At 43.4% G+C, this 14,998-nt stretch carries 12 protein-coding genes; 6 read left to right on the plus strand and 6 right to left on the minus strand.

Annotated features, from left to right (window positions below):
- Positions 1-103: 103 nt before the first annotated feature.
- Positions 104-1,867, minus strand: a complete 1,764-nt coding sequence (locus HMPREF9447_RS06740; protein ID WP_009128950.1) for a helix-turn-helix domain-containing protein — start codon at positions 1,865-1,867, stop codon at positions 104-106.
- A 242-nt stretch (positions 1,868-2,109) separates the two neighbouring features.
- Here HMPREF9447_RS06740 and HMPREF9447_RS06745 point away from each other — a divergent pair, with 242 nt between their 5' ends.
- From HMPREF9447_RS06745 to HMPREF9447_RS06760, 4 genes are read left to right on the plus strand one after another with little or no spacing between them, the layout of a single operon-like run.
- Complete coding sequence (locus HMPREF9447_RS06745) at positions 2,110-2,550, plus strand: MarR family winged helix-turn-helix transcriptional regulator (protein ID WP_009128951.1); 441 nt, start codon at positions 2,110-2,112, stop codon at positions 2,548-2,550.
- Positions 2,528-3,853, plus strand: a complete 1,326-nt coding sequence (locus HMPREF9447_RS06750; RefSeq protein ID WP_009128952.1) for a TolC family protein — start codon at positions 2,528-2,530, stop codon at positions 3,851-3,853. Before HMPREF9447_RS06745 ends, HMPREF9447_RS06750 begins: the two co-directional genes overlap by 23 nt.
- Positions 3,854-3,888: 35 nt before the next feature.
- Positions 3,889-4,956, plus strand: a complete 1,068-nt coding sequence (locus HMPREF9447_RS06755) for an HlyD family secretion protein (RefSeq protein WP_009128953.1) — start codon at positions 3,889-3,891, stop codon at positions 4,954-4,956.
- 12 nt (positions 4,957-4,968) lie between these two features.
- On the plus strand, positions 4,969-6,564 hold the full coding sequence (locus HMPREF9447_RS06760; protein ID WP_009128954.1) for an MFS transporter: 1,596 nt from the start codon (positions 4,969-4,971) through the stop codon (positions 6,562-6,564).
- Positions 6,565-6,731: 167 nt separating this feature from the next.
- Here the strand turns inward: HMPREF9447_RS06760 and HMPREF9447_RS06765 are convergent, their stop codons facing one another.
- The 3 genes from HMPREF9447_RS06765 to HMPREF9447_RS06775 form a co-directional block, all read right to left on the minus strand.
- Entirely contained in the window at positions 6,732-7,631 is a 900-nt protein-coding gene (locus HMPREF9447_RS06765; protein ID WP_009128955.1) for a hypothetical protein, read from the minus strand.
- Positions 7,632-8,016: 385 nt separating this feature from the next.
- A complete protein-coding gene (locus HMPREF9447_RS06770; protein ID WP_009128956.1) occupies positions 8,017-9,021 on the minus strand; it encodes a class II fructose-bisphosphate aldolase in 1,005 nt (334 codons plus the stop codon).
- A gap of 282 nt (positions 9,022-9,303) precedes the next feature.
- A complete protein-coding gene (locus tag HMPREF9447_RS06775) occupies positions 9,304-10,311 on the minus strand; it encodes an endonuclease/exonuclease/phosphatase family protein (RefSeq protein WP_009128957.1) in 1,008 nt (335 codons plus the stop codon).
- Between the two features lie 257 nt (positions 10,312-10,568).
- Here HMPREF9447_RS06775 and HMPREF9447_RS06780 point away from each other — a divergent pair, with 257 nt between their 5' ends.
- Together HMPREF9447_RS06780 and HMPREF9447_RS06785 are read left to right on the plus strand one after the other, a co-directional pair.
- On the plus strand, positions 10,569-10,823 hold the full coding sequence (locus tag HMPREF9447_RS06780) for a type B 50S ribosomal protein L31 (protein ID WP_007212861.1): 255 nt from the start codon (positions 10,569-10,571) through the stop codon (positions 10,821-10,823).
- A 195-nt stretch (positions 10,824-11,018) separates the two neighbouring features.
- The gene (locus HMPREF9447_RS06785; protein WP_009128958.1) at positions 11,019-12,539 is read left to right on the plus strand and encodes a M48 family metallopeptidase; all 1,521 of its coding nucleotides are present in this window, start codon (positions 11,019-11,021) and stop codon (positions 12,537-12,539) included.
- A 64-nt stretch (positions 12,540-12,603) separates the two neighbouring features.
- Here HMPREF9447_RS06785 and gcvT read toward each other — a convergent pair whose 3' ends face one another.
- The gene (gene gcvT, locus HMPREF9447_RS06790; RefSeq protein WP_009128959.1) at positions 12,604-13,689 is read right to left on the minus strand and encodes a glycine cleavage system aminomethyltransferase GcvT; all 1,086 of its coding nucleotides are present in this window, start codon (positions 13,687-13,689) and stop codon (positions 12,604-12,606) included.
- 19 nt (positions 13,690-13,708) lie between these two features.
- Complete coding sequence (gene pepT, locus HMPREF9447_RS06795; RefSeq protein WP_009128960.1) at positions 13,709-14,932, minus strand: peptidase T; 1,224 nt, start codon at positions 14,930-14,932, stop codon at positions 13,709-13,711.
- Positions 14,933-14,998: the final 66 nt, after the last annotated feature.

Raw genomic sequence — 14,998 nt, forward strand, 5'->3', positions numbered from 1 at the left:
AAATACGGAAATGGATTGAGAGAACAATATTTTAAAAGGTTCTTGTTCGGTCATATTGTCCTTAATTTCGGTCATATTGTCACCGAAGCTAGAAATCAATGCTTTACAAAGTACGTCTATAGTCGTTCGGAGTCATCTTATACTTATTTTTGAACGTCCTGTTAAAGGTGGAAACGCTGATTCCGCACCGTTCCGCCACAATAGCAATGTTATATTCGGGATGTTCTTTCAACAATTCGACGGCATACTCCAAACGTTTGCCATTGATATACTCCGTTGAATCGGCATCTACATTCTGTTTCAGAATTCTTATCATCCGGTTTTTGCTCACACCGATACATTTCATTAAGCCTTCACGCGAGAAATCCTGTTGGGTAAACAGTTTTTCTGTCGTAACGATACGGTCGAGCTTGCGGAACAGGACTACATTCTCTTCCATTTCTTTATCAGTAACAAAGGAGGTTCCCGAGCTATCTTGTTCACCCGTAACCGGAACACTTACCAGGGGCGCTCTGAGTAAGCGTGCATGCTCTGCTTTCTGAACCGCCAATTCTTCCTCTGTCTTATAGAGATTGTCACGATAAGCAAGCAATTCCCGTATGGTGGCCGACATGACGACATTCTTTTCGCGGACGGTGCGGGTATATTGCACGTTCCTCACGAACAGTATCAGCAAGATAACAAAGACTCCCCCAAAAGAGAGTAGCATCACATTGCGCATCCTCACCCGTTCTGTCTGTTCGTGCAATTCCGCTTCCCGTTCATGCGTTTCATATACCGTGGCGAGTTCGATAGCGGAACTTTTTTGTTCCCGCACCTTCAGACTGTCTGTCAGGATAGCAAGTGCCTCATAATATCGTGATGCTAACTTGTAGTCTCCTTTGCCCTCATAGGCTTTGGCGAGCGAACGTTTCACCGCCACCATGTGGTAATTGATAGTATCCTTGTTTGCATATAGGAACGCTTCACGCGGTGTGTACATCTCAATCACCTTGTCATACCGTTTTCTGTCCATCAGATAAGGGATAATCAAATAATCATCTTTGATGTATGCCTCCCCAATGGCTTTCCATTCCTGGTATGCTTCATCCGCTTCCCGTATTCGCCCCAACCGGGACAGGACAACCGCCCGTTGTGCATACATAGTTTTTTTCTCCTTTTCCGCCAGGTTTCCAATACCGGGTTCCTCGTTGGTAGTTTCGGTCACCACCTCTTCAAGTTCTTCCAGCGTTTGCAGCGCATCCTCGTAACGTCTGTCCCGTTGCTGCATAATAAGCAGCGAGTTATAATTATACCGCAGGTTGTCATACTTATATTTATAGTTCGTCCGCTTCATCAGGGAGATAGCTTCTTTTATCATCTCGTAGCCCCGTGGCTTGTCCTCCTGATAATAGACCATTTTCCCCATATTGAAAAGGGCAATGGATTTCATTTCCATGTTACCACACCGCTCCGCCTTCTGCAACAGCCGCCGTACATAATTGGCTTTCTTTGCTTCATCATGCAGGCAGTCATAGCAGGAAACCATGCGGTGTACCTGCTCCATATATTCCTTGTCGTTGCTGCGTACAGAATCACTTTCCAGCACCCGTTTATAATATTTCAGTGCTTGCAGGTAGCGGCCTGTATTAAAATACAAATCGCCTTCGGTCACATCCATACGAAATTGTGAGTAGGCATTCCGCTTGCGCAATTCCTGCATAATCTGCACTGCCTTGTCAAAATCCGAAAAGGTGTATTCATAAACATAGTCGTCGGTTATCAGACTATCCGGCAAAGAGTTATTTACTGCATGTACATATGTTACGTTAAACTCGGCTATTATAATCAGCCATATAAATACGAGTATACGGTATAGGTTATTCATATCTTTTTACTCCCCCAATTTCTTTTTTATAAATAAATAAACATTCACAAAACTAATAAAAATTCATTAGCACAGTAAGAATTCTTCAAAAACCTTTTCATTTTTTTTATCTTACCCGAAGAACGCTGTCCACATCATCGGAGTCTTTCAAGTGTTCAACATAAATATTAGTCAAATATTTGACTAATCCCGATAAAAAGCTCTACCTTTGCACCCGAAAAAGAAACTAAAGCAACACAACAATGGAGAATTACAATTCATCGCGTGCGCTAATATTACAAATGCTAAAGACCCGCATGGCATTCCGCCAAGCCCTACAACGTGTTTTGAAGCGCAATAATATAGATATGACCTTTGAAATGCTGCAAGTACTAAGTTGCCTGTGGCAAGAACAAGGAGTCAGTCAGCAGATATTGGCCGAAAAGATAGCCAAAGATAAAGCCTGTATGACCAATCTGCTGGCAAATCTCGAAAAGAAAAACTGGATAATGCGTCAGGAAGATCTTACCGACCGGCGTAACCGGCTTGTATATCTCACCCCCGCAGGAGAAGAAATATCCAACCGGATTCGCCCGTTAATCCAAGACTTCTATACCCAGACGGGCAAACAAATGGGAATAGAAAACCTCAACGCATGTTCCAATCAATTACAGACACTCTATGAGATACTTAGCCAGTTTTAACATCCACCGCTTATTGCTTGCCAATATCCTTCTTGTAGTTCCGTTGTGGACAGTTGCCCAACAATCCGCCCGCCTGCTATCGGTAGATGAACTTTTCCGTCTAGGCACAGAAAACAGTCTCCAGCTTAAAAAAAACAAAATACAGGAAGCCATTTCAGGTGAACGGGAAAAGTCGGCCCGTACAAACCTGTTGCCGGACATCCAGGTCGGTGCCAGTGCCGGAGTGATTGGCCAACCGATTATTTTTCAACGGGGAATGTCCCATCCGGTACGTCCCGAAACACCCGACTGGTCACAGAATTATAATATCAACCTGACACAGCCACTCTACCAAGGAGGAAAGTTGCAAGGTAAAATACGGGCAGCCAAACTCCAAAAGCAAATAGCCGCTTTGAGTAATGCTGATAATGAAGCAGACATCAAGTTAGTGTTATTGCAACAGTACATGACGCTTTTCAGTTATTACAAACAGCAGGAGGTTCTGTCACGCAATATCGAAGAATCCGAACATCGCCTGAAAGATATCCGCCGGATGAAACGGGAAGGCATCGTCACCCGCAATGATGAAATCCGCAGCGAACTGCAACTAACCAATGATCGCCTAGCTTATCAGGAAGCAGAAAACAGCATAGCCATCGCCTCGCAACAGCTCGATATTTTATTGGGACTGGACGAATCGCTGTTAATTACCCCAGATACCACACTATTATATACCGCCATCAACTTACTTGACTATGATACCTATGTACAACTGGCGTACAACAACTACCCCGGCATGCAGATAGCCCGGCAACAAATCCTTCTTGTGGAAAATGACATAAAGCTTGTCAAAGCAGACTATCTCCCCAGTCTCTCATTACACGCAGGCAATACCCTCGCCCGCCCGCTCAGCAGCACAATGGCCGATTTATACAACAATAACTGGAATATCGGCCTCAGCCTCACCTACAACCTGTCTTCCCTCTATCAGAACAAGTATAAGATGCACGAAGCCCGGCAAAGCGTGCAACTGCAAAAGTATGCCGAAGAGTTGTTGATGCAGGACATCCGAATCAGCATCCGAACCGCCTATACCCGCCACAAAGAAGCCATGGAGCGGGTGGAAGCCCTAAAACTCTCCGTCCGGCAAGCGGAAGAGAACTACCGGATTGTGCAGAACCGTTACTTAAACCAACTTTCCATCCTGACCGACCTGCTCGATGCAAGCAGCGTGCGTCTTGATGCCGAACTGCAACTCACTGTAGCCCGCACCCAAACCATCTACACCTACTATGAACTGCAACGCGCCTGCGGCAACCTTTAATTTTTAATTATTAATTTAGAATTTAGAATTATTCTATGTCCGATTTACAAAAAAAACATAAGCAACTGAGAAGATTAAAAATAAGGAATATCACCCTTAACACCGTTTGCATTCTACTGGCATTAGCCGGCATTTCGTGGACCGTCAATTATTTCTGGAAATACCTCAATTACGAAATCACCAATGATGCAATGGTAGACCAATATATCGCCCCACTGAATATCCGTGTGTCGGGATATATCAAGGAAGTGCGCTTCACTGAGCACCAGCCGGTGCATGCAGGAGATACACTCCTCATCCTCGACGACCGGGAATACCGCATCAAAGTCAAAGATGCGCAAGCCGCCCTGATGGATGCAAAAGGAGCAAAAGAGGTATTAAGTTCCGGCATCCAGACTTCGCAGACCAATGTAGCCATCCAAGAAGCCAACATTGCAGAAACCAAAGCAAAACTTTGGCAACAGGAACAAGATTACCGTCGTTACGCCAATCTGCTTGCCGAAGAATCCGTCAGTCAGCAGCAGTACGAACAGGTGAGAACGAACTACGAAGCTACCAAGGCACGTTACCAGGCACTGTTGCAACAAAAGGAAGCTGCCAAATCACAATACTCCGAAACGAATAAAAAGTCTACAGGCGCCGAAGCCAATATCCTCCGTAAAGAAGCAGACCTGGAAATGGCCCAGCTCAACCTTTCGTATACGATAATCACCGCGCCTTACGATGGCTACATGGGACGCCGCACCCTCGAACCAGGACAATTCGTGCAGGCAGGACAAACGATGTCCTACCTTGTGCGAGGCAATGACAAATGGATCACCGCCAATTATAAAGAAACACAAATTGCCCACATCTATATCGGGCAGAAAGTGCGCATCAAGGTAGATGCCCTCCAGGGACATATCTTTCATGGTACCGTGACGGCTATTTCCGAAGCTACCGGTTCGAAATACGCTTTAGTCCCCACCGACAATTCCGCAGGCAACTTTGTCAAAGTGCAACAGCGAATCCCTGTACGTATTGAGCTGAACGACACCACTCCCGAAGAAATGGCACACCTCCGGGCGGGCATGATGGTAGAAACAGAAGCATTAAGAAAATAAAGCAACACACTGATGGTAAAACTGAATCTTCCCCTGCGGCCTTGGGTACCACAATGGTTGGGCGTTGTCACTATGTTTGTGGTGATGCTTCCCATTATTATGCTCAATGGAACGTACACGGGCAGCATGCTGGAGGTCAGCAACACCCTCGGAATACTCAGCGAAGACCTCACAATGGGGTACTACGCCGCTGCGGCAGGCATGGCAGTAGCCTATCCCATTATTCCTAAAATACGTGCTATAGCCACCCCAAAGACCTTGCTACTGACCGATTTGTTACTGCAAATCATTCTCAGTTTCGTCTGCGCCCAGGTCGGCAACATGGATATTACGATTATTTGCAGCTTCTTCATCGGCTTTCTAAAAGCTTTCATCATGCTGGAATTCATCATTCAGATTCGCCCGTTCTTCAGCCCAAAGAATGTACGTAGCGAATTCTACGCCTACTTCTACCCCATCGTTTTCTCCGGCGGACAGATTTCAATGGCGCTGACGGCACAACTGGCCTACTATTATCAATGGCAATACATGTACTACTTCACCATTCTGCTGATGCTCATTGCCATTATTTTCATCTTATTATTTTTCCGGTACGCCAAGCGCCCTATGCGTATTCCATATAAAGACATAGACGGACGAAGCATGTTCATCATAGCAGCGGCACTGCTATTCAGCATTTATGTATTTACTTACGGAAAGACACTGGACTGGTTTGATTCTACAAAAATTAAAGTGTACGTTTTCGCCATTCCGCTACTGATTTATCTCTTTGTACAGCGGCAGCGCACACAAGAAAAGCCTTACGTCAGTCTAAAGCCTCTCCACCATCATAAGTCCATCATCGGATATACTTTCATGGTATTGGTAATGTTTTTCAGTGCCAGCAGTTCACTGATTACCAACTATCTGAACAGTATTATCAAAGTAGATAGCGTACACGCCAACTCACTGAGCCTGTTGCTCATACCCGGTTTCATAATGGGAGCCATCATTTGTTTCTGGTGGTTCCGTTGGCAACGATGGCGGTTCCGCTTCCTCATTTCAGGAGGAATGTTCTGCTACGTCATTTATTTGGCGATACTCTATTTTGGCGTCACCCCCTACTCTACTTATGAGATGCTTTACCTCCCGGTATTCCTGCGCGGGCTGGCAATGATGAGCCTCTTCATCGCTTTTGGTGTATATGTAGTAGAGGATTTAGACCCTAAACTGATGCTATCGAATGCTTTCTTCCTGATTTCTTTCCGCTCGGTACTGGCTCCTGCCATATCCGCCTCATTCTTCAGCAATGCACTTTATCATTTGCAAATGAAGGGAATAAATACCCTCTCGGAGAACATGGTACTGACTAATCCAGTGACTTCAACACGCTACACTCAGGCACTAAACAACGCATTGACACAGGGACATGGATATAACGAAGCCAGCCAGATAGCCACCAATAGCCTCTACACCATCCTGCAACAACAAAGCTTATTGTTGGGAATAAAAACCATTATCGGGTATTTGTTAATCACAGCTCTGGTCATCGCAATAGTTTCCGCTTTCATCCCGTTCCATAAGACACTGAAGGTGGCTGTGGTGAAGACGGGAGATGATATGGTATAAAACTTATAAGCGGCAGATAAAAAGTCTTATCTACAAAATATCAGAAGCTTGTTGAAAAAGTTAAAAGTTGAAAAGAAATAAACGGCACAATACTTTCTGCCTTCAAGAAGAAATGCTAACAGCAAACTAAACTTGAAAGTTTTTTGTACTTCTATATAAATGAATTATTAAAAAGGAGTAACCGATGTTCCTGAACTATCATCATTAACTTTGGTAAAGGGAATATGAGAAAGAGCAGTACCGCCAATTTTTCCTCTTATATATGTGCTACCAAATGTTACATCTGTTATAACTGACCCTGCCGGATATGAATGAAATCCTTTCCTATAGCTACTGTTTAGTACAAATCCTCCTTCAGCACGCCCCACACTATTCCATTTATTGACACTTGTTACTACCGCTGCAGTATCGCCAGGTAGTATATCGTAACTGTGACTTCTATTAAATCCCCATTTCACTGTACCGTAATAGTGCTTGCTTACTAAACCAACAGCAGATGTTTGAAACATCATTCCTCTACAGGATCGTGGAGTATCAATCATGGTCGCGGGTGTCAATGTAGTCGTATCTCCCAAAGTTGTTAATGTTATAGGTGCTGCTCCAACTGATACAGCTCCACTTACAGGTGTACTATTATCCAGTGTTTGCCCTGCTATCAAGTTTTTAGTCCCATATAAGGGGTTAGTATAGGGGCGTGCTCTGTCTAAGAAATTTCCGTTTGAATCCATTCTTAAACGGTGAACAGGCTTAACCTCTCCAGGATCCATTCTGTGGACAATCTGAATAAAGCCAATCTTTTCAGGGATTCCTCCTACTACTGCAGTTGGCGTGAATGTTAAGTTCATATCAACACCCTTAATGTAGCTACGAAGACCACAACAATAAGACTTCCTTTTTTCATCAAATTGTGTTGTCTCAAATTTGCCTACACCTCGCACATCAACCCTTGCGAATTGTAAACTCACGTTGTTACAGGAACGATTATCTACAAATCTCAGATTTCCTCTTTGACGTTTAACCTGAATAATTCTGGAAGGTAATGCATTATATTGCTTACACTCTTTCATACAACTTAATTACATTTACCACAAATATAGTCATTTTTTGATAAACCAACTCTTTTCAGACAAAATATTACCCGGTAGTAATCAAGCAATTACTACTGGATAGTTCATTCACTATCACTAAGTAGTAAAGCCACTACCTATAGGTAGTTTTTCAACCTAGTAGTTACTTCACCTGTTCAATTACCTCACCTTTACTTTTACAGAAACAAAAAAATAAAATAAATTGATAGCAGGATTTGGCAGAATTGAAAAATACTATTAATCAAAAGTTATAATGAATTTAGCATATTCCGGCAAAAAACAGACTTGATTACTAAACGAGTATCAAAAAAGGCTGCCCTTTTTCAAGGGCAGCCTTCCATTTATATTCTAACAGACCTGTAGATTATTCAGCCAATTTATTGTCTGAACCCAGCACGTTAAGGATTTTATGCATGTACAGTTTCTCCATGTTGTCACGAGCCGGACCAAGATACTTACGAGGGTCGAATTCTCCCGGTTTTTCAGCAAATACCTTACGAACTGCAGCAGTCATAGCCAAGCGAGAGTCTGAGTCGATGTTGATCTTGCAAACTGCAGATTTAGCTGCTTTACGCAGTTCATCTTCAGGAATACCGATAGCTGCTTCCAGTTTGCCACCATATTTGTTGATAGTTTCAACTTCTTCCTGAGGAACTGAAGAAGAACCGTGCAGCACGATGGGGAATCCCGGAAGTTTCTCCATTACAGCATCCAATACTTCGAATGCCAAAGGAGGAGGAACTAAACGACCTGTAGCCGGATCAACGTGACACTGTTCGGGTTTGAACTTGTAAGCACCATGAGAAGTACCGATTGAGATAGCCAAAGAGTCACAACCTGTGCGAGTAGCAAAGTCGATTACTTCTTCAGGGTCAGTATAAGTATGGTGTTCAGCAGAAACTTCATCTTCTACACCAGCCAAAACGCCAAGCTCGCCTTCTACAGTTACATCAAACTGATGAGCATATTCAACTACCTTCTTTGTCAAAGCAACGTTTTCTTCGTAAGGCAGGTGAGAACCATCGATCATAACTGAAGAGAAACCTGAGTCGATACAGCTTTTGCAAGTCTCGAAAGTATCTCCATGGTCAAGGTGAAGAACGATTTCAGGATGTTTGCAGCCTAATTCTTTAGCATATTCCACAGCACCCTGAGCCATGTAACGCAACAGTGTAGCGTTAGCATACTGACGAGCACCCTTAGATACCTGAAGGATTACCGGAGACTTTGTCTCAACTGCAGCTTTGATGATAGCCTGCATCTGTTCCATGTTGTTGAAGTTGAATGCAGGGATTGCATATCCACCCTTGATAGCCTTCGCAAACATTTCTCTTGTATTTACGAGACCCAAATCTTTGTAATTAACCATTTTGTTTAAAGTTTATTGTTAGTGAATGAAAATTCTACGCAAAAGTAGTCATTATCTTCCAAAAGAAAGAACAGGTCGGGAATAAATTATCGCTTCCTACCCGTCAAAACAATTCTCTTTTAAAGCTATTGGATGATTTTAACAGAATATTGTAATCTCTATATTACAAACTCTTTTCATCTGTCGCTCTCATCCGCCCCTTTTGCATCTCTATTTTATATAACAAAAAAACCGGAAAGCAAGTTTGGCTTTCCGGTCATCATTTACACATTATTATATATACTACTTTTTCAAATAAATGATGGTAGGCAGATGGTCACTGTAGCCATTCAGCCATTCACGTCCACCATGCGTACGCAACGGAGAACCTTTATATTTGCCATCCTGCTGAATAAGATATTCGCGGATGAACACTTCATTATGATCGTACTTCAAGCCTTTCTTAGCTTTCAGCAAAGGTTTGGAAATTACGATCTGGTCAAACAAGTTCCATTTACCACGATAGAGCAGGGTTCCCACCCCTTTATCTTCAAGAGTTTCCCACCAGGGATTATAAAATTCGCCTTTCTTCACCTGTTTGGGATATTTGCGCGCACCCAATGCTTCCATACTTTCGTCCATAGGATCATCATTCATATCACCCATAACTACCAGTTTCAACTTCTTATCTTCACGCATCAAAGAGTCCGTCAACGCCTTTACCTGCTTAGCAGCATGCACACGCACCGGAGACTTGGCACCACGGGAAGGCCAGTGATTCACAATAAAACAGATACGCTCACCTGCCATCTGTCCGTCCACAATGAGGAAACCACGCGTCAAATGTACCGTATCGCCTTCAAAGGGAGTGGAAAGCACCAGTTTGGAGTTGGTTACAGTGAACTGTGCCGGGTCGTATAGCAGAGCACAATCAATCCCCCGTTTGTCCGGTCCCTCATAATGCACAAATTTATAATTGGAAATAGCCGGCTGACTTACCAAATCCGTCAATACCCGGTTATTTTCAGCTTCCGCCACCCCAATCACGGCAGGACCTTCGGAAACCCTGTCACGTGAAACCTCACTCAACACTTTGGCAAGGTTCTTCAACTTGGCTTCATACTTTTCAGCCGTCCAGGTGTAACTACCGGTAGGTAGAAATTCAAGATCATTCTTGCCTGCATCATGAATCGTATCAAACAAGTTCTCAAGATTATAGAACGCGACGCTATACAAATTCCGTTCGTTCTGCTGAGCTCCTGCCGTCGTAACACAGAGCCATAAGGAAAATAAGAAAAGTAGCTTCTTCATGCTGGATATAAATTTAAATACCATGCAAAAATCTGAAATAAAAAGCGATAAACCTATTTTTTCAGGAAACTTTTTTCTGATTCACAGAAAAGCATTGCCTCTAAACAGGATAGACTGCGATTTAAACAAAAATAAATCTGAATTTATTTTGTATTATCTGCGACTTACACTATCTTTGCGCTCTGAAAAATAAGACCATTACACTATTTATTACCAAAATAGTAACCGAATATAATAATTAAAAAACAAATATTGAAATGAAAAAAGGTATTCATCCTGAAAATTACCGCCCGGTAGTATTCAAAGATATGTCTAATGGTGACATGTTTTTGTCTCGTTCAACTGTAAATACAAAAGAAACCATCGAGTTTGAAGGTGAAACTTATCCGTTGGTAAAGATGGAAATCTCTAACACTTCTCACCCGTTCTACACTGGTAAGTCTACATTGGTAGATACAGCAGGTCGCGTTGATAAGTTCATGAGCCGCTACGGTGACCGCAAAAAGAAATAATAGGCTTTCAAAAGAAGCTAAAAAAGGGAATCTTCAGAAAAGATTCCCTTTTTTGTTACCATCAGACTAAGGAATGGAATAGGAAAATCCCTATCACTTCTTAGGGAAAAGAATAGGAAAGAGAGAAAACTCTTTCCTATTTTTGTATCAGTAATTTTGATTACCGATCAATAGTGCGAACCATAAAAAATCAATATGAAACGTTTTATCACTTTTGCCATCCTTGCTGTAGTCCTCTCTACGGCAGGATTTGCTGCCAAACAAAACGATTTGAGTGGCCAGATTGCCATAAAAGGCGAATTAAAACAAACATATGAAAACTATCCGGCAGGTACTCCAGTAGTTATTCGTAGAGTGGTAAAAATGAAAGCAACCGATAAAGTCGGTTCCGACATCTTTTATGCAGCCGAAATCAATGGTATACAGATAGCAATTCCAGCGGAAAGCATGAAAACCGTTACCTTCCTGCCTCCCGAAACCAATCAGGAGTTTTGGCAACAAATGTATCTGAAGCAGCATCTGTATGAATACTTTCATCAATATGGATACCACACTAAACTACGCCAGGAAGTGGACGAGGAATGTCGGGATTATCTGTACAAGTTAGAAGACATCGGCTATGAAGACGACTTCACCACCTCATACGTGCAGAATATCTTCGCGAAACTAACCGCCACGGGCATTGATCCTAATCGCAACGAACGATTGAATGTACGTGTCATCCAATCTCCCGAGCCGGATGCTTATATGCTGCCCAACGGGACCATGCTCATCAGCACCGGCTTGCTCTGTACTCTTGATTCGGAAGATGAACTCGCCGCAGTCATTGCCAGTGAAATGGCTCACTTTGTATTGGACCATCAGATTAATAATATTTATCGTGCCGAGCGCCGTGCCAAACGAGCAGCATTCTGGGGCACAGTACTTGCCGTTACGGCCGAAGTAGCTCTGGATGTTGCATATTGGGACGATGACGACACTGCTTTAGGTGTAAGTGCCGTAGCCAGCATCGGAAGTATTGCCGCTCTATTGAATGTCAATGTGATTAACCGTTTGGGAATGAAATACAAGAATAATCAGGAATATGCAGCCGACAGGGTTGCCCGTGAATTGCTGGCATTCAAAGGAATGAATCCAGACGGTTTATCTTCCGCGCTTGCCAAAATTATCGGATTCTATAGTATGCAGAACCGTAGCGATAACCTGCTCCGGTATGGCAGTGTCGACAACCTGAGAAAACGAATAGAAAAGTCTGGTGAAGCAGAGAGTCAGAGCAGCCGTCCTTACCTCAGGACCATGTCGGATGTCGTGACTTTCAATGCTGCCATGAATATGGCAGACCAGCGCTATGATGACGCAATACGGCTAGTCCAGAAGAACATTAACAACAACCTCGTTTCAGATCATGATTATATTATCCTGGTAAAATCTCAAATGGCGCTTTATAATACGGAAGAAGTGAATGAAGAATGTGCTACCCTGCTTTGGCAAGCCAGAGAACTGGCAGGAGATAATCCCAATCTCGACATATATAAACAGGAAATCCTATTGCTTATGCGCATGAATAAACAAGCAAAAGCCGCCAGTACACTGAAAGAATATTTAGGTCTGCTTTCCCGCTATCAAAAACAGGGTGTGCAAGCAGAAGACGAAGAGTGGGCAAACAAAGAAATTAATTGGGCAAATCAATTATTAAACAAAATCAGTAGACTATAGAATATAACAAGGGCACCCGGATTACCAATCCAGATGCCCTTATACTTTAATACGATTCTATTATTTACTTGCGGAATGGCGGACGAACCACCACAGCTTTCAGCTTACGCCCGCGCATATCAATACAAATCTCCGTACCTACTTTGCTATATTCCGGTTTTACGTATCCCATGCCGATGCCAATCTTACGGGTTGGCGACATGGTGCCCGAAGTAACCACACCTATAGCTTCACCATCTGCACTGAATAATTCGTATCCATGACGCGGAATACCACGGTCCACCATTTCAAAACCTACCAGCTTACGGACAGTGCCTTCTGTCTTTTGCTTCTCCAATACCGGGCGATTGGTAAAGTTCTTATTTTCCACAAACTTGGTAATCCAACCTAATCCAGCTTCAATGGGCGATGTCGTATCATCCAGATCATTACCGTACAGGCAGAAACCCATTTCCAAACGAAGCGTATCGCGTGCACCCAGACCGATTGGCTTTATACCAAATTCTTCACCTGCCTCAAACACGGCATCCCAAATCTTCCTGGCAGCTTCAGGGTAGAAGTAAAGTTCAAAACCGCCTGCACCGGTATAGCCTGTATTGGAAATAATCACGTCTTTCTCACCGGCAAACTCACCATGAGTGAAGGTGTAATAGGGAAGTGACGATAAATCAATACTTGTCAGTTTCTGCAATGCAAGAATGGCTTTCGGTCCCTGCACAGCAAGCTGAGCCATATGTTCGGAAGCATTCTCCAGCTCGGCACCTTCAGTATTATGCGAAACGCACCAGTTCCAGTCTTTCTCTATGTTCGAGGCGTTCACTACCAACAGGTATTTCTCCGGCTCATAATGATAGACCAGCAAGTCATCCACAATGCCGCCATCCTCATTTGGGAAACAGGTGTATTGCACCTTACCCGGAGTCAGGGCAGCTACATTGTTAGAAGTCACTTTCTGAAGAAAAGCCAGCGCATTCGGACCTTTCACCCAGAACTCTCCCATGTGGGACACATCAAATACACCGACAGCATTACAAACTGTCAGATGTTCATCAATGATACCGGAATATTCTATCGGCATATTGTATCCCGCAAACTCATGCATCTTAGCACCCAGCGAGATATGGTTTTCAGTAAACGGAGTGGTTTTCATGTTTTAAGGTATTGAATTATTATTTAGCAGCAACAAGTTCGGCAATCTTCACGATAACGTTCATCGCTTTCTCCATGTTCTGGATAGGAATGAACTCATACCGTCCGTGGAAGTTCAGACCACCCGCAAAAATATTGGGACAGGGCAAACCCTTAAAAGATAGTTGCGCACCATCCGTACCACCACGAATTGGTTTTACGTTCGGCTTCACGCCTACAGCTTCCATTGCGGCAAAAGCAGTATCGATGATATGCATCACGGGCTCAATCTTCTCACGCATATTATAGTATTGGTCGCGAAGCTCAAGCTTGGCAGTACCTTCACCATATTCAGCATTGATTTTCTGAACAAACTGTTCCATCTCTTTCTTACGAGTTTCAAAACGAGCACGGTCATGGTCACGAATGATATAGGCAACCGTAGTCTGCTCCACATCACCGTTAAAGCTGATGAGATGATAGAAACCTTCATACCCCTCGGTATGCTCCGGCGTTTCATGACCGGGTAGCATAGCACAGAAACGGTTAGCCACACGAATAGAATTAATCATCTTATTCTTAGCATAACCCGGATGCACGTTGCGGCCTTTAAAAGTTATCTTGGCAGACGCTGCATTGAAGTTCTCAAACTCTAATTCACCGGCTTCACCGCCATCCATTGTATAAGCCCAGTCGCAACCGAACTTCTCTACAATAAATTTATGCGCTCCCAATCCGATTTCCTCATCCGGATTAAAGCCGATACGAATTTTGCCATGCTTGATTTCGGGATGCTCTTTCAGATATACGATTGCAGAAACAATCTCTGCGATACCGGCTTTATCATCTGCCCCCAGCAATGTTTTGCCATTTGTCACAATAAGATCTTCACCTTTATGATCCAATAATTCGGGAAACTGCTCGGGAGAAAGAACGACCTTCTCTTCTTCGCAAAGCACGATGTCCGAACCGTCATAGTTTTGAACGATGCGGGGTGACACATCCTTGCCACTCATATCGGGACTGGTATCCATGTGTGCGATAAAGCCAATGGAAGGTACCGGTTTATCAATATTGGCCGGAAGTGTGGCAAACAAATAGCCATGTTCATCCAACGTTATGTCTTCCAGACCTAAAGATTCTAATTCTTCTTTCAGATACCTGGCAAATACCATTTGCCCCGGAGTACTTGGAGTCACCTCAGTCTCTTCACTGGACTGGGTGTCAAAGCTTACATACTTCAAAAAACGTTCTACTAAAGCCATATTAATAATGTTTTAATGTGATAATGTGCCAATATGTTCACATCAGCACATCATGTTCTGCCGTAA

This window comes from Bacteroides oleiciplenus YIT 12058 (genome assembly GCF_000315485.1).
GTDB classification, from domain to species: domain Bacteria; phylum Bacteroidota; class Bacteroidia; order Bacteroidales; family Bacteroidaceae; genus Bacteroides; species Bacteroides oleiciplenus.

What these genes read in the sequence shown, in the direction of transcription:
- HMPREF9447_RS06740 (WP_009128950.1), bottom strand. Translation starts at nt 1,867, where the DNA reads ATGAATAACCTATACCGTATACTCGTATTTATATGGCTGATTATAATA.
- HMPREF9447_RS06745 (WP_009128951.1), top strand. Translation starts at nt 2,110, where the DNA reads ATGGAGAATTACAATTCATCGCGTGCGCTAATATTACAAATGCTAAAG.
- HMPREF9447_RS06750 (WP_009128952.1), top strand. Translation starts at nt 2,528, where the DNA reads ATGAGATACTTAGCCAGTTTTAACATCCACCGCTTATTGCTTGCCAAT.
- HMPREF9447_RS06755 (WP_009128953.1), top strand. Translation starts at nt 3,889, where the DNA reads ATGTCCGATTTACAAAAAAAACATAAGCAACTGAGAAGATTAAAAATA.
- HMPREF9447_RS06760 (WP_009128954.1), top strand. Translation starts at nt 4,969, where the DNA reads ATGGTAAAACTGAATCTTCCCCTGCGGCCTTGGGTACCACAATGGTTG.
- HMPREF9447_RS06765 (WP_009128955.1), bottom strand. Translation starts at nt 7,631, where the DNA reads ATGAAAGAGTGTAAGCAATATAATGCATTACCTTCCAGAATTATTCAG.
- HMPREF9447_RS06770 (WP_009128956.1), bottom strand. Translation starts at nt 9,021, where the DNA reads ATGGTTAATTACAAAGATTTGGGTCTCGTAAATACAAGAGAAATGTTT.
- HMPREF9447_RS06775 (WP_009128957.1), bottom strand. Translation starts at nt 10,311, where the DNA reads ATGAAGAAGCTACTTTTCTTATTTTCCTTATGGCTCTGTGTTACGACG.
- HMPREF9447_RS06780 (WP_007212861.1), top strand. Translation starts at nt 10,569, where the DNA reads ATGAAAAAAGGTATTCATCCTGAAAATTACCGCCCGGTAGTATTCAAA.
- HMPREF9447_RS06785 (WP_009128958.1), top strand. Translation starts at nt 11,019, where the DNA reads ATGAAACGTTTTATCACTTTTGCCATCCTTGCTGTAGTCCTCTCTACG.
- gcvT (WP_009128959.1), bottom strand. Translation starts at nt 13,689, where the DNA reads ATGAAAACCACTCCGTTTACTGAAAACCATATCTCGCTGGGTGCTAAG.
- pepT (WP_009128960.1), bottom strand. Translation starts at nt 14,932, where the DNA reads ATGGCTTTAGTAGAACGTTTTTTGAAGTATGTAAGCTTTGACACCCAG.